Here is a 17,624-nt window from a genome sequence, read left to right on the forward strand (position 1 = left end):
TCGTAAATGATCACGAAGGCTAACAAAAACGCTACTCGTAAGAAAAGACATGCACGTGTCCGCGCTAAATTAGCAGGTACACCGTCTCGTCCGCGTTTAAATGTTTTCCGATCCAATAAGCACATTTATGCACAGCTTATTGATGATGCTAATGGTGTTACTTTAGCTAGTGCATCAACACTTGATAAAGAAATTAGCCTTGAATCCACTAGCAATGTGGATGCAGCTAAAAAAGTTGGCGAAATCATCGCTAAACGTGCTGTAGAAAAAGGTGTTTCCGAAGTTGTTTTTGACCGTGGAGGATACTTATACCACGGACGTATACAAGCACTTGCAGATGCTGCACGTGAAAACGGATTACAATTCTAATAGACAAAGGAGGGACATATTAGATGCGTCGCATTGATCCAAATAAATTAGAACTTGAAGAACGCGTAGTTACAGTCAACCGTGTAGCGAAAGTTGTTAAAGGCGGACGTCGTTTCCGTTTCACAGCGCTAGTGGTTGTCGGAGATAAAAATGGACATGTAGGATTCGGTACTGGTAAAGCACAAGAGGTACCAGATGCTATCCGTAAAGCTATTGAGGATGCTAAGAAAAACCTTGTAACTGTACCAATGGTTGGAGCTACAATTCCTCACGAAGTAATCGGACGTTTCGGATCTGGTGAAATCTTAATGAAACCAGCTTCTGAAGGTACTGGAGTTATCGCTGGTGGACCAGTTCGTGCCGTGCTTGAATTAGCAGGTATCGCTGATATCCTTTCCAAATCACTAGGCTCTAACACACCTATCAACATGGTTCGTGCTACAATTGATGGCATTAAACAAATGAAAAGTGCGGAAGAAGTTGCAAAATTGCGCGGTAAATCTGTAGAGGAACTGTTAGGATAAGGAGGGAAATCAAATGGCTAACAAATTGGAAATTACCCTCACGCGTAGCTTAATCGGTCGTCCTGAAGATCAACGCGTAACAGTAAATACTCTTGGTCTTAAGAAAATGCACCAAACGGTTGTGCATAACGATAACGATGCTATTCGCGGTATGATTAACAAGGTTTCACACCTTGTTTCTGTTAAAGAAATCTAATCTTACTAACGTTTATATAAGGAGGTGCCAGCATGAAACTTCATGAATTAAAACCTGCAGAAGGTTCTCGTAAAGGACGCAAACGCGTAGGCCGCGGTATTGGTTCAGGTCATGGTAAAACTGCCACTAAAGGACACAAAGGTCAAAACGCCCGTTCCGGCGGTGGAGTAAGACCAGGATTTGAAGGGGGTCAAACTCCTTTATTCAGACGTTTACCTAAACGTGGATTCACAAACATTCATCGTAAAGAATACGCAGCAGTTAACCTTGAAAAATTAAATCGCTTTGAAGAAGGTACAGAAGTAACACCTGAATTGTTAATCGAGACAGGCGTTGTGAAAAGCGAAAAAGCAGGAATCAAAATTCTTGCTAAAGGTAATGTAGAGAAAAAATTAACGGTTAAAGCTCATAAATTCTCTGCTGCTGCAAAAGAAGCGATTGAAGCCGCAGGCGGTAAAACTGAGGTGATTTAATGTTCCGTACATTGCGTAATTTCATGCGAGTGAAAGATATCAGGAATAAAATTCTCTTTACTCTTGCGATGCTGATCATCTATCGAATCGGAACTCATATACCGGTTCCTGGTGTGAATGCAGACATTCTTGCAATGAACGATCAAATGAGTGTGTTTGGTGTTCTGAACTTCTTCGGAGGCGGAGCATTAGCTAACTTTTCTATCCTAGCAATGGGGATCATGCCGTATATTACGGCGTCGATCATCATCCAACTATTGCAAATGGATGTTGTTCCTAAATTTTCAGAATGGGCAAAGCAAGGTGAAGTTGGAAGGCGTAAATTAGCTCAGTTTACCCGCTATGGAACCATAGTTCTTGGATTTATTCAAGCACTTGGAATGTCATATGGTTTTAACAACATGGCTAATGGAGCTCTAATTGATAATCCAGGAATTACGACATATCTGTTAATAGCAACCGTATTAACAGCCGGTACCGCATTTCTCTTGTGGCTCGGTGAACAAATCACATCTAAGGGAGTAGGAAACGGAATTTCGATCATTATCTTCGCAGGTATTGTATCGGCAATTCCTTCCACACTCAACCAGGTTTATGCATCCATGTTCGAAGATGCTGGAGATGCATTATTCCTTAATATTGCTATTGCTGCATTGATTGTTCTAGCAATCATCGCAGTAGTTGTTGGAGTAATCTTTATTCAACAGGCAAACAGAAAAGTTCCTATCCAATACGCAAAGCAAGTTTCAGGTAAAGGTCCAGTCGGTGGACATAACACACATTTACCTTTAAAAGTAAACTCTGCTGGTGTTATTCCGGTAATCTTTGCTGTTTCGTTCATTATTACTCCACCAACTATTGCATCATTTTTTGGTGAGAATAGTGTAACAACATGGATTTCGAACACATTTGATTACACACGCCCTGTTGGAATGATCCTTTACGTTGCACTCATTATTGCATTCTCCTATTTCTATGCTTTCATTCAAGTGAATCCGGAACAACTTTCGGAGAATTTGAAAAAGCAAGGAGGATATGTACCGGGAATAAGACCTGGTAAAGCCACTCAGGAGTACTTCACGAGAGTATTATACCGATTGACTTTTGTAGGGGCACTATTCCTTTCATTCATTGCTGTGCTTCCTGTACTATTTATTAAGTTAGGCAATCTTCCATCATCTGCCCAAATAGGTGGAACAAGTCTCTTGATCGTAGTAGGGGTTGCCTTAGATACAATGAAGCAATTAGAATCGCAACTTGTAAAAAGACATTACAAAGGTTTTATTAAATAAAAGGTTTCGGGGACTACTATGCTCCCCAAGCCTATTATTGTTTAGGGGGAAAAAGTGTGAATCTTGTATTAATGGGACTGCCAGGAGCAGGTAAAGGGACTCAGGCAGAAAGAATAGTAGAAGAGTACAACATCCCTCATATCTCTACTGGAGATATGTTTCGGGCAGCTATGAAAGAGGAAACTCCGCTTGGCTTAGAAGCTAAATCATACATGGATAAAGGTGAACTGGTACCGGATGAAGTTACAATCGGTATCGTACGTGAACGTTTAGCTAAGGATGATTGCCAAAAAGGCTTCTTGCTTGATGGATTCCCACGCACAGTTGCACAGGCTGAAGCACTCGAACAGCTTTTAGCTGATATGGATCGTCACCTAGACTATGTCATTAATATAGAAGTCAATAAAGATAGCTTGTTAGAACGTTTAACAGGCCGCCGTATCTGTAAAGATTGCGGAGCTACGTATCACCTAGTATTTAATCCTCCTGCCAAAGAAGGCGTGTGCGACCGCTGTGGCGGAGAGTTATACCAAAGAGCTGACGATAATGTAGAAACTGTACAGACTCGCCTCGAGGTAAACATCCAACAGTCGCAGCCACTAATTACCTTCTATGAAGGAAAAGGTTATTTACGAAATCTTGACGGACAACAACCGATTGATAAAGTCTTCGCGGATATAGAAGCGCTTCTCGGGAGCTTGTCTCGATGATCATTTGTAAAACCCAACGCGAGATTAAAATCATGCGTGAAGCTGGGCGTATTGTTGCACTGACACATCAGGAACTGCAAAAATACATTAAACCCGGTATTTCTACAAAGGAATTGGATGCTATTGCGGAAGAGTTTATACGCAAACATAATGCAATTCCATCCTTTAAAGGGTATAATGGTTTTCGTGGCAGTGTTTGTACATCCGTTAATAACGAACTTGTACATGGCATTCCTGGAGATAAGACATTAAAAAATGGCGACATTATCAGCATTGATATTGGTGCACAACTTAATGGCTATCACGGCGATTCAGCTTGGACCTATCCAGTTGGAGAGATTGATGATGAAACCAGGAGACTGCTTCAAGTAACAGAAACGTCCCTTTATAAGGGGATTTCGGAAATAAAGCCAGGCCAACGTCTCTCTAATATCTCACATGCGATTCAAACATATGTCGAGGAAAACGGTTTTTCTGTAGTAAGAGAGTATGTCGGACACGGAATCGGTCAAGACTTGCATGAAGCACCGCAACTGCCTCACTTTGGTCCGCCAAATAAAGGCCCAAGATTGAAGCCGGGAATGGTGCTGTGTGTTGAGCCAATGGTAAATGCGGGAAGTCGTTATGTTCAAACGTTAACTGACAACTGGACTGTTGTGACAGTTGATGGGAAGAATTGTGCTCATTTTGAGCATACCATTGCGATTACCGAAGAAGGCTATGAAATCTTAACGTTAGTTTAAATGTAGGTGATCTTGATTGGTCCAAAAGGATAGATCTCCCCGGTTGGGACAATATGTTCGGGTCACTCAAGGTAGGGACACCGATCAATATGCCATAATTGTAAAAATTGTAGATGAAAAATTTGTTTGTATTGCTGACGGAGATAAACGTAAGTTTGATCGAGCCAAGCGTAAAAACATCATGCATCTTCAATTATATGATGACTGGTCTCAAGAAGTGGAGAACAGTTTAGGGGAAACAGGTCGCGTGACGAACGGAAAGCTCCGTTTCGCTTTGACGTATTTTTTGAAAAGCCAAGAGAAGAAGGGAGAAGAACTGTAATGGCAAAAGATGATGTTATTGAAGTAGAGGGTACAATTACTGAGACTTTACCAAACGCTATGTTTAAAGTTGAATTAGAGAATGGCCATACTGTCCTTGCCCATGTATCAGGCAAGATTAGAATGCATTTTATTCGTATTCTGCCAGGTGACAAAGTGACGGTTGAGCTATCTCCTTATGACTTAACCCGCGGAAGAATTACGTATCGTTTTAAATAATCTCGGTTGCACTCCGCATTTTATAAGGAGGGAAAACAATGAAAGTCAGACCATCAGTAAAACCAATCTGCGAAAAATGTAAAGTTATCCGTAGAAACGGTAAAGTAATGGTTATTTGTGAAAACCCAAAACACAAGCAAAAACAAGGGTAATATTTGAAGGAGGTGCACATAAATGGCACGTATTGCAGGTGTAGATATTCCTCGTGACAAACGAGTTGTTATTTCTTTAACTTATATTTTCGGTATTGGCAGACCAACAGCTGAAAAAGTTCTTGCTGCAGCTGGTGTTTCTGAAGATACTCGCGTACGCGATCTTACTGAAGATGAATTGAACAAAATCCGTGATATTCTTGATGGATATAAAGTAGAAGGTGACCTACGTCGTGAAGTTTCCTTAAACATCAAACGTTTAATGGAAATCGGTTGCTACCGTGGATTACGCCACAGAAGAGGACTTCCTGTTCGTGGACAAAACACGAAAAACAACGCTCGTACTCGTAAAGGCCCACGTAAAACTGTAGCTAACAAGAAAAAATAATAAGTAAGGAGGTTTTGTCGATATGGCACGCAAAACGAACACACGCAAACGCCGCGTGAAAAAGAATGTAGAGTCAGGTATTGCTCACATTCGTTCAACTTTCAACAACACAATTGTTACAATTACTGATGCACACGGAAATGCTATTTCTTGGTCAAGTGCTGGTGCGCTTGGTTTCAGAGGTTCCCGTAAATCTACTCCTTTTGCAGCGCAAATGGCAGCAGAAACTGCAGCTAAAACTTCTATGGAACATGGTATGAAAACTTTAGAAGTAACTGTTAAAGGTCCTGGATCTGGTCGTGAAGCAGCTATCCGTGCTTTACAAGCAGCTGGTCTTGAAGTTACTGCGATTAAAGATGTTACTCCAGTACCTCATAACGGATGCCGCCCGCCTAAACGCCGTCGTGTGTAATTTGTTTGAATAGAATTTATTTCCCTGTCTATAATGGGGTAATATAGGGATTTTTCTTTATAAAGGAAGAATCACAATTATGTTGCGCACATTGGGATTTTATATTGGGGAATTTCGGTTAGATGCAAACCACTACCTTCTTCTAGCCGGGGTTTCGACGTTACGAAGGAGGGTATTGTTGAATGATCGAGATAGAAAAACCAAAAATTGAAACGGTTCAAATCAGCGAAGACGGAAAATATGGTAAGTTCATCGTTGAACCACTTGAGCGTGGATATGGAACAACTTTGGGTAACTCCTTACGTCGTATCCTACTATCCTCATTGCCTGGTGCTGCCGTTACATCTATTCAAATAGATGGTGTGCTCCATGAGTTCTCTACTATTGAGGGTGTAGAAGAAGATGTAACTGCTATTATCCTAAATATTAAGAAACTCGCATTAAAGATTTATTCTGATGAAGAAAAGACTCTTGAAATTGATGTTCAAGGGGAAGGGGCAGTAACGGCTGCAGATATTACACATGATAGCGATGTGGAAATCCTAAACCCGGATTTACTAATAGCTCACCTTTCTAAAAAAGCTCACTTGCGTATGCGCTTGGTAGCTAGAAGAGGAAGAGGCTACACGCCAGCTGATCAGAACAAACGTGAAGATCAACCAATCGGTGTAATCCCTATTGATTCCATTTACACACCAGTATCTCGGATGACATATCAAGTTGAAAACACTCGTGTAGGTCAACTAACAAACTTTGATAAACTTACTATTGATGTCTGGACTGATGGAAGCACTGGTCCAAAAGAAGCTATAGCTTTAGGTGCGAAGATTGTTACAGAACATCTGAACATCTTTGTTGGTTTAACAGATGAAGCTCAAAATGCTGAAATCATGGTTGAAAAAGAAGAAGATCAAAAAGAAAAAGTATTGGAAATGACAATTGAAGAGCTTGATCTTTCTGTTCGTTCTTACAACTGCTTGAAGCGTGCTGGTATAAATACAGTGCAAGAGCTTGCTAATAAAACTGAAGAAGATATGATGAAGGTTCGTAATCTTGGCCGTAAATCACTTGAAGAAGTGAAAGCTAAGCTTGAAGAACTAGGTCTTTCCCTACGTAAAGACGATTAATGAATGAATAGATAGAATCAGTTATTTCAACAAAGGAGGGAAACTTTCATGGCATACAGAAAGTTAGGACGTACAAGCGCACAGCGTAAAGCAATGCTTCGCGATTTGGCTACTGATTTAATTATCAACGAGCGTATCGAAACTACTGAAACTCGTGCAAAAGAATTACGTTCCGTAGTCGAAAAAATGATTACTTTAGGTAAACGTGGAGATTTGCATGCACGCCGTCAAGCTGCAGCATACATCCGTCACGAAGTAGCTAACGCTGAAACTGGGCAAGATGCACTTCAAAAATTATTCGCTGATATCGCACCTCGTTACGAAGAGCGCCAAGGCGGATACACAAGAATCATGAAAATTGGTCCACGTCGTGGAGACGCTGCACCAATGGTTGTTATTGAGTTAGTTTAATATGTATGGGTAGGGGTGGACAGAGTTTCTGACACCCATATCCTATATTTTATACACCTAATTCATTAGGGTATAAACTAACTGAAGCATATTGCGTTTATTACGCATGTGCTTTAATCTTATTTTACTGAATACTCCAAAAAACGATGGAGCGTTACGATAAGCATGAATTGGGTGACGATCCAATTGGTGTTTGTCTAGCTCTCGCACCCCTAGTACAGACAAAACGTATGTTGTCTGACATTAAGATAAGTCAATGCTGCTCTTAATTCAGGAAATCCATTAGGATAATCCGGAAGGGGTGCAGCGTTTTTTTTATATACAAAAATAGTTGAGCTTAGGGTAGCAGAGAATAGAGCAGCGCAGGGAGGAAGTTATGGGTAAACTGTTGGCTGAAGTTAGTAACATATCCTTTCAATATGAAGAAAAAACAAATAAAGCTCTGGACAATGTATCATTTCAAGTCCAGGAAGGTGAATGGCTCGCTATTGTGGGACATAATGGTTCAGGCAAATCTACACTGGCCAAATTATTAATAGGTCTTTATTTTGCTAATGAAGGAACGATTATGATCAATGATTTGGTCATGAATGAAGACACATTATGGGATATTAGACGACAGATCGGAATGGTCTTTCAGAATCCGGATAACCAGTTTGTTGGGACTACGGTACAAGATGATGTGGCTTTTGGTTTAGAAAACGCCGGTATTGAGAGGGAGGATATGATTCATCGTGTCCATGATGCATTAAAGAAAGTCCGGATGGATGAGTTTCTCGATCAAGAGCCGCACCATTTATCGGGTGGACAAAAGCAACGTGTCGCCATAGCTGGTGTACTGGCATTAAGTCCATCTATTATCATTTTGGATGAAGCGACATCCATGCTTGATCCTCTTGGAAGAGCAGAGGTACTTGGCATTATTCGAGAGCTAAAGGAAGATAAACAATTGACAGTTATATCAATTACTCATGACTTAGAAGAGGCTGCCAGAGCAGATCGGATGATTGTGTTAAATCAGGGGAAAATATTTGCAGAAGGCAGCCCAGCTGAAATTTTTAAATTAGAGGAAGATCTAGTGAAGCTGGGACTAGATATTCCATTTTCCATTAAGCTATCTAAGGCATTAAGAGAGAATGGTATACCGGTATCTGACCAAATCACCGAGGAAGGGCTGGTGAATGAACTATGCAAATATCACTTGAAGAAGTAGAGCATATTTATCAATTGGGCACTCCATTTGAACATCGTGCTCTATATGATATCAATGTTCGTTTTCCAACTAGTTCTTTTATTGGGGTAATCGGCCATACGGGTTCCGGAAAATCTACTTTACTCCAGCATCTAAATGCTTTGTTAAAGCCGACCAAGGGAAAAGTTACGATTGGGGAGAGAGTAATCTCTCCAGAAAAGAAACAAAAAAATCTTAAAGATATCCGTCAAAAAGTGGGGATTGTTTTTCAGTTTCCTGAACATCAGCTTTTCGAAGAAACGGTCTTGAAGGATATTTGTTTTGGACCTATGAATTTCGGCTTAAGCGAGGAAGAAGCCAAAGAGCGTGCCTATGCTGCTATCAAAATGGTTGGTTTGGACGATACCGTTATGGAGTCCTCGCCATTCGACTTATCTGGGGGACAAATGCGAAGGGTAGCCATCGCCGGCGTATTGGCAATGGAACCGGAAGTTATCGTATTAGATGAGCCAACAGCAGGGTTGGATCCAAGAGGGCGCAAAGAAATCATGGATATGTTTTACACGCTCCACAAGGAGAAATCTCTTACAACTATTCTAGTTACACATAGTATGGAAGATGCGGCAAGATATGCGGATGAGTTGATTATTATGCATAAGGGAACAATTGTGAAAAAAGCATCCCCAACCGAAGTGTTTTCCAATCCTGAAGAGTTAATGGAATTAGGATTAGCCGTTCCTGATACTATTCGCTTTCAGACAGAATTCGAGCAAAAAAGTGGTCTGGTACTCTCCAGAAAGCATCTGTCGTTGGATGATTTAATCAGCGAGATTTCGGTTCTGCTTGGAGGTCAACAACGATGATGGATAAATTTATTATGGGCCGTTATATTCCAATAGATTCTGTTGTTCACAGAATGGATTCCAGGGCAAAATTATTATTAGTCTTTTTCTACGTATGTATTGTATTTCTTGCTAATAACTGGTTAACGTATGCGATTCTGATCGCATTTACCTTAGTGTTGTTAGCATTGACGAAAATTAAACCTTTATTCCTGTTACAGGGGTTAAAGCCGGTTATTTTTTTAATCATTCTAACGTTGATTATTCAGCTGTTCTTTACAAAAAGGGGAGAGGTTGTCTTTTCGTTCGTTGGTATTGACATATACGATGAGGGAATTAAAATGGGAATTTTTATATCCTTACGTTTTACCCTGTTAATATTAGTCACTTCCATTATGACGCTTACGACAACACCTATTGAAATAACAGATGGAATGGAGCATTTATTGAATCCATTAAAGAAAATCAAATTCCCTGTCCATGAGCTCGCTTTAATGATCTCTATATCACTACGGTTTATTCCAACCTTAATGGAAGAGACAGATAAGATTATGAAAGCACAAACTTCAAGAGGTGTCGATTTTTCATCAGGCCCATTGAAGGAGAGACTGAGTGCAGTAGTTCCGCTGCTTGTTCCGCTCTTTGTCGGTTCCTTTAAAAGGGCAGAGGAGCTGGCTACGGCTATGGAAGCAAGGGGATACAGGGGTGGAGAAGGCAGGACGAAATATCGTGCCCTTAAGTGGGAATCTCGTGACACTCTTTTGATCCTTTCTCTCATTGTGTTAACAATCGCTCTGGTCCTGACTAGAAACTAAATTGGAGAGTAAATGGAATGATACGTTATAAATGTACAATTGCATATGATGGGACAAACTTTGCCGGTTACCAAATCCAGCCTGACAAGCGTACAGTTCAATTGGAACTGGAAAAGGTGCTACGTACTATGCATAAGGGAGAAGAGGTTAAGGTGACCGCTTCAGGGCGTACAGATGCCGGTGTTCATGCTAAAGGACAAGTAATCCACTTTGACTCCCCTCTGGATCTGCCGGCGGAAAGATGGAAAAAGGCACTTGGGACCATGCTGCCAGCCGATATTGCGATAGTGGATATCGAGAAGGTAAATCCTGATTTTCATGCCAGATTCCGTACGATTCGAAAGGAATACAGGTATATCCTTTCATTGGCAGAGACAAGAGATCCATTTATACGGGATTATGCCTATCACTATCCCTATAAACTCGACTTGGCTTTAATGGAGAAGGCAGCAGCGTACTTAAAGGGCACTCATGATTTTACCAGTTTTTGCTCAGCTAAAACGGAAGTGGAAGATAAAGTAAGGACAGTAGAATCAATTGATTTCCTTATAGAGGAGCAGCAAATGGTCATTCGATTTGTTGGTGAAGGCTTTTTGTATAATATGGTCCGAATTATGGTAGGTACTTTATTGGACGTTGGAATTGGTAAACGAAAACCTGAAGACATGAAGGAAATTCTTGCTGCCTGTGATCGCACGAAAGCGGGAAGGACTGCACCTGGACATGGGCTGTATTTGTGGAAAGTTGATTATAAATAAAATCAATTTTGTTATGACAACTAATCCAGGTGTAACATTCTCTTGACATTAGAATTAAAACGGTATATCATATGCTTTGGTATGTTAAAACCACGAGAATAGCCCCGGAAACTATTTCGTGTTTAGATAGAGCCACATTATATTTCAAAAAAATGAAACAATGAACTATTTTTAGGAGGGTAAATCAATGCGTACGACGTATATGGCGAAAGCTAGTGATGTAGAACGTAAATGGTACGTTGTAGATGCCGAAGGTCAAACTTTAGGTCGTCTAGCATCACAAGTAGCCTCAATTCTTAGAGGTAAACACAAACCAACTTATACTCCACATGTTGACACTGGTGACCATGTGATTATTATCAATGCATCTAAAATCGAACTGACAGGTAAGAAATTAACTGATAAAATTTACTACCGTCACAGCATGCACCCAGGTGGTTTGAAAACAAGAACTGCTCTTGAAATGAGAACTAACTACCCAGAGAAAATGTTGGAGCAAGCTATCAAAGGTATGCTTCCAAAAGGATCTCTTGGTCGTCAAATGGGTAAAAAATTAAACGTATATGCTGGAGCTGAGCATCCACATCAAGCACAAAAACCTGAAGTTCTTGAACTTCGCGGTTAATATTAAAGGAGGATATAACATTGGCACAAGTACAATATTACGGTACTGGTCGACGTAAGAGCTCCGTTGCTCGTGTGCGTTTGATTCCAGGTGAAGGCCGCATCATTATCAATGATCGTCAAATCGATGACTACATTCCATTCGCAGCACTTCGTGAAGTAGTAAGACAACCTCTAGTTGTTACTGAAACAACAAACAGCTATGACATTTTAGTAAACGTTAAAGGTGGAGGCTACACAGGTCAAGCAGGCGCTATCCGTCATGGTATCGCTCGTGCATTACTTGAAGTAGATCCAGAATACCGTCCAGGACTAAAACGCGCTGGATTGTTGACTCGTGACCCACGTATGAAAGAACGTAAAAAATACGGTCTTAAAGGCGCGCGTCGTGCACCTCAGTTCTCAAAACGTTAATTTTCGAATTACGTTTTTACAAGGCTCTCAGACATTTGTCTGGGGGTCTTTTTATTATGTCTGGATTTAATGATTTCAGAAAGGCTAGTCTATGTAGGTGTAGGATCGGCTGAATAAGTATCATAATGGCTGGATTATACGAAAAATCGGCTTAATTCAAGGGGATTTTAGCTGAATCAAGTAAGAAAGCAACTAAATTCCCTATAAAGTCCGGCGAAGGAGAGAATCAGGTCCTCCTGATATCTTATATCTGCCCAATTGCTTCAGAGACCCCTCTATACACTTTAAATTTCAACTTTTATTCTCCTTACATTTCCCATTTATCCCATCGCATGAGTCGGTGCAATCCATCAAACAATAGACTATAGCATAACGTCATTATGGTTATATGGTGAACATAATTTGAGGTTGAGGTGGTTTAATGAATACAGTAGTGAATCTTGCTGCTTTTCGTAAAGAGAAGCGCTTAAAATATGAGCGAGAGATCCTGAAGGACTTTTCACTTGAACTTTTGGGGAGGCAATATCGCCATCTTGCTAAAGGCTTAAAATGCTTTCCAGGTTATTCAATCGAGCCTGCAGAGGAGCATTGCTATGATATTGCTGTAGAAGGCTTCCTTCTTGGCGGATATTACAGTAAATTTAATCGCTATGGTGAATCGCCGGAGCGGATAAAGGAAAGAGCGCAAAAGGAAATCGATATGCTTTCTCAGCAGTTGTTTTATTATCTCTATCAACCCGAGGAAAATGGGTCTCCGTTTATACAAGAAACGCTGCACAGTTTGACAGATGAGTATGTGACAGCGTGGTGGATGGACGGATATGCGAAAGGAATTAATCGTCATAAATTGAGAATGAAATAAATCACTCTGTTCTATCTGCACCCCTTGTCCCATAAGATACAGTAATACTGGATTTTTGGGTAAAGGGGATAAAGCTATGAATGTTCAAAAGAAGGTCCTCACGACTAGTTTTGTGGTTGGGGTAGTTCTTCTATTCCTATTAATGTCATACAAGATGAACCAGCGTGTTTCATTTCAGCAGTGGAATCTACCGTTAGCCGGAAAAGTGATTGTTATTGACCCGGGACATGGAGGGATAGATGGAGGAGCTACCTTTAAAGGTGTAATTGAGAAAAACGTTACATTGCCCATTTCATTAAAACTGAGGGATTATCTGCAGGAGCAGGGTGCCCTTGTTTTAATGACAAGAGAAAAGGATGAGGATCTTGCTGATTCTGATTCCAGCAGTATAAGGCAACGGAAGCGGACTGATTTAATTAATCGGACAAAGTTTATCAATGAGTCTGAGGCGGATATGTATATTAGTGTACATGCCAATGCTTTTCCGCAAGGAAGCTCAAAGGGAGCTCAGACTTTTTATTCGCCTAAGTATGCGGAAAATAAGCGGGCAGCAAAATTAATTCAGGCTGAGTTGATTCGTAATTTGAAAAATACAACGAGGCAAGCCAAGCCTTTAGAAAGTGTTTACTTGGTCAAACAAACAGATAAACCTGGAGTTCTGGTAGAGGTGGGTTTTCTTTCAAATGATCAGGAAAGACAAAATTTACAAAATGAAGTGTATCAGAATGATATTGCACTCTCAATCTATACTGGTGTAATCAGGTATTTTTTAAAGGAGCAAGAAAAAGATTGAAAATACAGAATCAAATTGGCAATTGGTATCTACTGGATATGTTATACTATTAACGTTTACAAATACATATAAGGTAGGTGTCGATCGTGCTTACAGAAGTAAAGGTGCGAGAATTACTTAAAGATATTAAAGACCCATTTTTAAATAAAACCTTTGAAGAAACAAATGGAATTATAGAAATTAAGATTAAAGAAGAAAAACAGCATGTGAGTGTGAAAATAGCGATAGCTAAAACGGGTACTGCTGAACAGCTTCAAATACAACAAGTGGTTGTTAATATACTAAAGGAAGCCGGAGCGAATACAGTGGGCATTCGCTTTGCGGATTTACCTGAAGATGTATTGGCACGCTTCCGAGAGTCTTTACCAAAAGAAGAAAAAGGATTACTGGATAGCGACACTAGCTTTATTGCTATTGCAAGCGGAAAAGGAGGAGTTGGTAAATCGACTGTCTCTGTAAACCTGGCAGTCGCTTTGGCTCGCCTTGGAAAAAAAGTTGGCTTAGTCGATGCTGATATTTATGGATTCAGTGTTCCGGATATGATGGGAATAGACAAACGTCCAACTGTTAAAGGGGAACGTATATACCCGGTGGAACGTTTGGGAGTAAAAGTCATCTCGATGGGAATGTTCGTTGAGGATAATGCTCCAATTATATGGAGAGGTCCAATGCTTGGTAAAATGTTAAATAATTTCTTCCAGGAAGTAGAATGGGGAGAGTTGGATTATCTGCTGCTTGACCTTCCTCCGGGCACTGGAGACGTAGCATTGGATGTTCATTCCATGCTGCCATCCTGTAAAGAAATTATCGTAACAACTCCACATCCTACAGCAGCATTTGTTGCAGCAAGAGCGGGAGCTATGGCAATTCGTACAGAGCATGAAGTAATAGGTGTTATTGAAAATATGTCCTATTTTGAAAGCAAAACAACAGGCGAAAGAGAATATCTCTTTGGTAAAGGTGGCGGAGAAAAACTGGCTGATGAGCTTAATACGGAGCTATTGGGTAAGCTGCCTCTAGGACAACCTGATTGGAATGAAGAGGATTTTGCGCCATCTATTTATGCAGAAAATCATCCAACTGGTGACATGTTTACAAACATAGCTGTAAAAGTAACTGAACTGGTTAATAAATAATAGATAAACAAACGCCTCCTTGGGAATTTGGAGGCGTTTTTTATTATGTTTGTTCAGCGCTCTTTTTAGTTGATCCATTTTCTTTTGATTTTTCATCAGCTGCTTTGAGAAGGATATCCTCGATTTTTGCTTTATAGAGCGGGCTATCTATTATCTCTGTTAATAGTGATTGAAGCTCTTTACGATATTCCTTTCCTTGCATAATCTCGGCGAATTCTTTTCTCATGTCGGAGTCCTTCAGAATATTTGTTAATAATCCCATATATTCCGGATCCGTCATAAGATCCTTAAGAATTTGTTTATGAGAGGATTCCATTCCTTTTGCAAGAGCCTCTACAAATTTTGGATCCTTAAAGGCATTCTCCCAGAATTGTTTCTCCTTATTAGATGTTAAGGTGGTCTCTATCGTTTTTGAAATATCCTCCTGGCTCATTATCAACTTGGTTTTAACAGATTCGTCAGATAGGGTTTCTTCTATTGCCTTTTTCCCTTCATCAGACTTTAGAACATCTACAATGATTTTCTTTGTATCACTGTAGTTTTCTTCACTTGTATCTGTATTGGTTTCACTGCAGCTGGCTAGGGTGAATAGGCAGAAGATAAGGCCAATAGCGCATTTGAAAGAATGGGTCATCAATTATATCCTCCTCATATAAAATCTACACTGATAATATGATTCGAGAATTAAAAAATATACGTGTTTAAATGAATTAATAGATTTTTGAAAGAACGGTTGGTACAATTTAGTAGAACATACATAGAGGGTGGGGAATAATGAGCAGTCGATATTGGGTTAAACTATTTATGAATACCTTGCTAATCGGCGGGGTAACAGCGGGGATCGTTGGTTTAATAGCAAAATGGAACGACTTTACGGTTAAGGAGCCACTCGAATTATTTGTTGGGTTCTTATGGATGGTAGGAATTGGATTTATTTTCAGTGTTATTAGCCAGATGTGTTTCTTTGCCTATTTAACTGTTCACAGGTTAGGGATGGAAATGTTTAAATCAGTATTCATTTGGCATGCTATTCAATTGGTTATTACTGGTTTTGTTTTAATTGACCTAGCCTACTTGAGATTTGTGTTTTTTGGAAGTGAAGCGGAAAGTGCCATTTCCTATATATGGTACCCTATCTTAATTCTTGTTGTAGCTTTGGTTGTAGGTGCGCTGAAGGTGAAACAAACCAATAAAAGCGCCTTTATACCGACATTATTTTTTATGGTGGTAGTAACAGTAATAGAGTGGTTCCCTGTATTGCGTGTGAATGATGATAGTTACATGTATTTTATGTTAATTCCTTTGTTGATCTGTAATACATATCAGCTGCTAATATTGCCTAAATATCATGAGAAATCTAAGGAAGCAACCGAAGAAAGAATGAAGCGTAAGCAAAAAGCCGCACACTCCTCATAGAGTGCGGCTTTTTAGTTTGCTTGAAGAGCTTTATCAAGCCATATGGAATTATTGTTTACGATAAAAGGGATGCTGCTTATTTCCTGGCTTGTTGATTTAGAGTTAGATATCAATTCAGAGACAGAGAGGAGTTTTAATTTTTTAGCAGTTATTTGTTCTTTTATGAGCGGGATTGCTTTGGCCGTCTGTTTGGCTGAATCAGAAGCATGCAATAAGACAATATCTCCTTTCTTAGCCTGAGCCACATTTTGAGCAATAGCCTCTGTCCCAGGGTTTTTCCAATCCATTGAATTTATACTCCAATGGACAAGTGTGAGGTTCGACATTTCGGCGATTTTTAAAACGCGTCTATCGACATCGCCTGTGGGTGTCCGTAACAATAGCGGTTTTTCAATTCCAGCTTTTTTGAATGCTACAAGACCCTTTGTTATATCGTTTTGGATTTCGGATTCTTCGAGTTCCGTATAATCTATATACGAGTAACCCAAGAGACCAATCTCATAACCCTGATCCGTAATCAACTTCACAATATGCGGATGCCGCTCCACCCATGAGCCAGCCAAGAAAAAAGTGGCTGAATTAATTTTCTCCTCCTTTAAAGCTTCCAGAATATCTTCAGCCTTTTCGTCCCCCCAACCAATATTAAAAGTTAAAGCCACACCTTTTTCCCCTTTGTAAATAATCTTTGGCTGACCATTGATCGAGAAAGATGGCGATACAGCAAGGAACTCTACATAAAAAAATAATGCTGTGAAGAATGCAATAATCATTAGCAAGATTAGTTGTTTCCATTTACGTACATTCGTTACATAAAAAAAGGGCATGTTATTCACCTCATCCAATTGTTCAGGTCCTAATGTAATGTATTTGGAAAGTTGGACAAATATTACTTTTAAAATTTGGCTTGTATAAAATCAGGAAAAGCGGTGCATTCTACGTTTGGTGGCAGTTAACAACTTAGGGGGTATTCTATGCTTGGAGTTTTGCTGACAGAAAAAGAAGGAATTGAATTGGAATATATAATTAAGAGAGAAATGGATGAAATTCGTAATGATAAAATGGTAGAGAACCATCATCCAATTGTGCAAAGAGCAATAGAAGAAAGGTATAAACTATTACTGAAACTCTTGATGAGAATTGCTCCGAAAAGCGATTGTATTAGGTATTTAAGCAATCCTATAAAAGTTGAAAATAAATTTGATAAAAAGTGTTGACTTGGTTTTAAAATGCTGATATATTTATATACGTTGTCACGAACGAAGTCGAAATGAAAGAAAACGACTGAAAAACTTTTTAAAAAAGTAGTTGACAGCTGAAAGCGAATTTGATATTATATTAAAGTCGCTGAAACAAGCAACACAGATTGTTCTTTGAAAACTAAACAAAACGAAACGCCAAGCAAGTCTAAAATAAGAGATTTTTAAAATCTCGTCAA

At 39.7% G+C, this 17,624-nt stretch carries 27 protein-coding genes; 25 read left to right on the forward strand and 2 right to left on the reverse strand.

Annotated elements, in window-relative coordinates; genetic code table 11:
• Positions 1–6: 6 nt before the first annotated feature.
• The 23 genes from rplR (at position 7) to salA (ending at position 14,773) form a co-directional block, all read left to right on the forward strand.
• Positions 7–369 (forward strand): 50S ribosomal protein L18, encoded by a 363-nt coding sequence (gene rplR, locus AC58NB_RS15890; protein WP_497427779.1) that lies wholly within the window; start codon positions 7–9, stop codon positions 367–369.
• 23 nt (positions 370–392) lie between these two features.
• A complete protein-coding gene (gene rpsE, locus AC58NB_RS15895) occupies positions 393–893 on the forward strand; it encodes a 30S ribosomal protein S5 (RefSeq protein ID WP_497427780.1) in 501 nt (166 codons plus the stop codon).
• A gap of 13 nt (positions 894–906) precedes the next feature.
• Complete coding sequence (gene rpmD / locus AC58NB_RS15900) at positions 907–1,089, forward strand: 50S ribosomal protein L30 (RefSeq protein ID WP_497427781.1); 183 nt, start codon at positions 907–909, stop codon at positions 1,087–1,089.
• A 32-nt stretch (positions 1,090–1,121) separates the two neighbouring features.
• Positions 1,122–1,562 carry a 50S ribosomal protein L15 gene (gene rplO / locus AC58NB_RS15905; protein ID WP_497427782.1) on the forward strand — a complete coding sequence of 147 codons (441 nt, stop codon included), beginning with the start codon at positions 1,122–1,124 and terminating at the stop codon, positions 1,560–1,562.
• Entirely contained in the window at positions 1,562–2,854 is a 1,293-nt protein-coding gene (gene secY, locus AC58NB_RS15910) for a preprotein translocase subunit SecY (protein WP_497427783.1), read from the forward strand. The genes rplO and secY overlap by 1 nt, the downstream gene beginning before the upstream one ends.
• 56 nt (positions 2,855–2,910) lie before the next feature.
• Positions 2,911–3,564 (forward strand): adenylate kinase, encoded by a 654-nt coding sequence (locus AC58NB_RS15915; protein WP_497427784.1) that lies wholly within the window; start codon positions 2,911–2,913, stop codon positions 3,562–3,564.
• Positions 3,561–4,307, forward strand: coding sequence for a type I methionyl aminopeptidase (map, locus tag AC58NB_RS15920; protein WP_497427785.1), 747 nt, complete (start codon positions 3,561–3,563; stop codon positions 4,305–4,307). The genes AC58NB_RS15915 and map overlap by 4 nt, the downstream gene beginning before the upstream one ends.
• A 16-nt stretch (positions 4,308–4,323) precedes the next feature.
• Positions 4,324–4,629, forward strand: coding sequence for a KOW motif-containing protein (locus tag AC58NB_RS15925; protein WP_497427786.1), 306 nt, complete (start codon positions 4,324–4,326; stop codon positions 4,627–4,629).
• A complete protein-coding gene (infA, locus tag AC58NB_RS15930; protein WP_224847423.1) occupies positions 4,629–4,847 on the forward strand; it encodes a translation initiation factor IF-1 in 219 nt (72 codons plus the stop codon). Before AC58NB_RS15925 ends, infA begins: the two co-directional genes overlap by 1 nt.
• A 38-nt stretch (positions 4,848–4,885) precedes the next feature.
• A complete protein-coding gene (gene rpmJ, locus AC58NB_RS15935) occupies positions 4,886–4,999 on the forward strand; it encodes a 50S ribosomal protein L36 (RefSeq protein WP_017473641.1) in 114 nt (37 codons plus the stop codon).
• Between the two features lie 22 nt (positions 5,000–5,021).
• Positions 5,022–5,387 (forward strand): 30S ribosomal protein S13, encoded by a 366-nt coding sequence (gene rpsM, locus AC58NB_RS15940; protein ID WP_497427787.1) that lies wholly within the window; start codon positions 5,022–5,024, stop codon positions 5,385–5,387.
• 22 nt (positions 5,388–5,409) lie between these two features.
• Complete coding sequence (gene rpsK, locus AC58NB_RS15945; protein ID WP_049672521.1) at positions 5,410–5,799, forward strand: 30S ribosomal protein S11; 390 nt, start codon at positions 5,410–5,412, stop codon at positions 5,797–5,799.
• 182 nt (positions 5,800–5,981) lie between these two features.
• Positions 5,982–6,926 carry a DNA-directed RNA polymerase subunit alpha gene (locus AC58NB_RS15950; protein WP_497427788.1) on the forward strand — a complete coding sequence of 315 codons (945 nt, stop codon included), beginning with the start codon at positions 5,982–5,984 and terminating at the stop codon, positions 6,924–6,926.
• Positions 6,927–6,974: 48 nt separating this feature from the next.
• On the forward strand, positions 6,975–7,337 hold the full coding sequence (gene rplQ, locus AC58NB_RS15955; protein WP_497427789.1) for a 50S ribosomal protein L17: 363 nt from the start codon (positions 6,975–6,977) through the stop codon (positions 7,335–7,337).
• Positions 7,338–7,713: 376 nt separating this feature from the next.
• Positions 7,714–8,550, forward strand: a complete 837-nt coding sequence (locus AC58NB_RS15960) for an energy-coupling factor ABC transporter ATP-binding protein (RefSeq protein ID WP_497427790.1) — start codon at positions 7,714–7,716, stop codon at positions 8,548–8,550.
• Entirely contained in the window at positions 8,526–9,392 is an 867-nt protein-coding gene (locus AC58NB_RS15965; RefSeq protein WP_497427791.1) for an energy-coupling factor ABC transporter ATP-binding protein, read from the forward strand. The genes AC58NB_RS15960 and AC58NB_RS15965 overlap by 25 nt, the downstream gene beginning before the upstream one ends.
• The gene (locus AC58NB_RS15970; RefSeq protein WP_497427792.1) at positions 9,389–10,186 is read left to right on the forward strand and encodes an energy-coupling factor transporter transmembrane component T family protein; all 798 of its coding nucleotides are present in this window, start codon (positions 9,389–9,391) and stop codon (positions 10,184–10,186) included. Before AC58NB_RS15965 ends, AC58NB_RS15970 begins: the two co-directional genes overlap by 4 nt.
• 17 nt (positions 10,187–10,203) lie before the next feature.
• On the forward strand, positions 10,204–10,944 hold the full coding sequence (truA, locus tag AC58NB_RS15975; RefSeq protein WP_497427793.1) for a tRNA pseudouridine(38-40) synthase TruA: 741 nt from the start codon (positions 10,204–10,206) through the stop codon (positions 10,942–10,944).
• A gap of 187 nt (positions 10,945–11,131) precedes the next feature.
• Positions 11,132–11,569, forward strand: coding sequence for a 50S ribosomal protein L13 (rplM, locus tag AC58NB_RS15980; protein ID WP_066102895.1), 438 nt, complete (start codon positions 11,132–11,134; stop codon positions 11,567–11,569).
• 20 nt (positions 11,570–11,589) lie between these two features.
• The gene (rpsI, locus tag AC58NB_RS15985; protein WP_066102893.1) at positions 11,590–11,982 is read left to right on the forward strand and encodes a 30S ribosomal protein S9; all 393 of its coding nucleotides are present in this window, start codon (positions 11,590–11,592) and stop codon (positions 11,980–11,982) included.
• A 421-nt stretch (positions 11,983–12,403) separates the two neighbouring features.
• A complete protein-coding gene (locus AC58NB_RS15990) occupies positions 12,404–12,844 on the forward strand; it encodes a DUF2521 family protein (RefSeq protein ID WP_497427794.1) in 441 nt (146 codons plus the stop codon).
• A gap of 76 nt (positions 12,845–12,920) precedes the next feature.
• Positions 12,921–13,637 (forward strand): N-acetylmuramoyl-L-alanine amidase CwlD, encoded by a 717-nt coding sequence (cwlD, locus tag AC58NB_RS15995; protein WP_497427795.1) that lies wholly within the window; start codon positions 12,921–12,923, stop codon positions 13,635–13,637.
• Positions 13,638–13,723: 86 nt separating this feature from the next.
• The gene (salA, locus tag AC58NB_RS16000; RefSeq protein WP_497427796.1) at positions 13,724–14,773 is read left to right on the forward strand and encodes an iron-sulfur carrier protein/transcriptional regulator SalA; all 1,050 of its coding nucleotides are present in this window, start codon (positions 13,724–13,726) and stop codon (positions 14,771–14,773) included.
• Positions 14,774–14,816: 43 nt separating this feature from the next.
• On the opposite strand, the gene gerD is transcribed toward salA, so the two are convergent.
• On the reverse strand, positions 14,817–15,407 hold the full coding sequence (gene gerD, locus AC58NB_RS16005; RefSeq protein WP_497427797.1) for a spore germination lipoprotein GerD: 591 nt from the start codon (positions 15,405–15,407) through the stop codon (positions 14,817–14,819).
• Positions 15,408–15,547: 140 nt separating this feature from the next.
• Between gerD and AC58NB_RS16010 the strand changes: the two genes are divergently transcribed.
• The gene (locus AC58NB_RS16010) at positions 15,548–16,189 is read left to right on the forward strand and encodes a KinB-signaling pathway activation protein (protein WP_497427798.1); all 642 of its coding nucleotides are present in this window, start codon (positions 15,548–15,550) and stop codon (positions 16,187–16,189) included.
• Positions 16,190–16,200: 11 nt separating this feature from the next.
• Here the strand turns inward: AC58NB_RS16010 and AC58NB_RS16015 are convergent, their stop codons facing one another.
• Positions 16,201–17,013 carry a polysaccharide deacetylase family protein gene (locus AC58NB_RS16015; protein WP_497427799.1) on the reverse strand — a complete coding sequence of 271 codons (813 nt, stop codon included), beginning with the start codon at positions 17,011–17,013 and terminating at the stop codon, positions 16,201–16,203.
• A gap of 147 nt (positions 17,014–17,160) precedes the next feature.
• Here AC58NB_RS16015 and AC58NB_RS16020 point away from each other — a divergent pair, with 147 nt between their 5' ends.
• Positions 17,161–17,403 (forward strand): hypothetical protein, encoded by a 243-nt coding sequence (locus tag AC58NB_RS16020; RefSeq protein WP_497427800.1) that lies wholly within the window; start codon positions 17,161–17,163, stop codon positions 17,401–17,403.
• Positions 17,404–17,624: the final 221 nt, after the last annotated feature.

The organism is Pradoshia sp. TA40_28 (assembly GCF_059694525.1).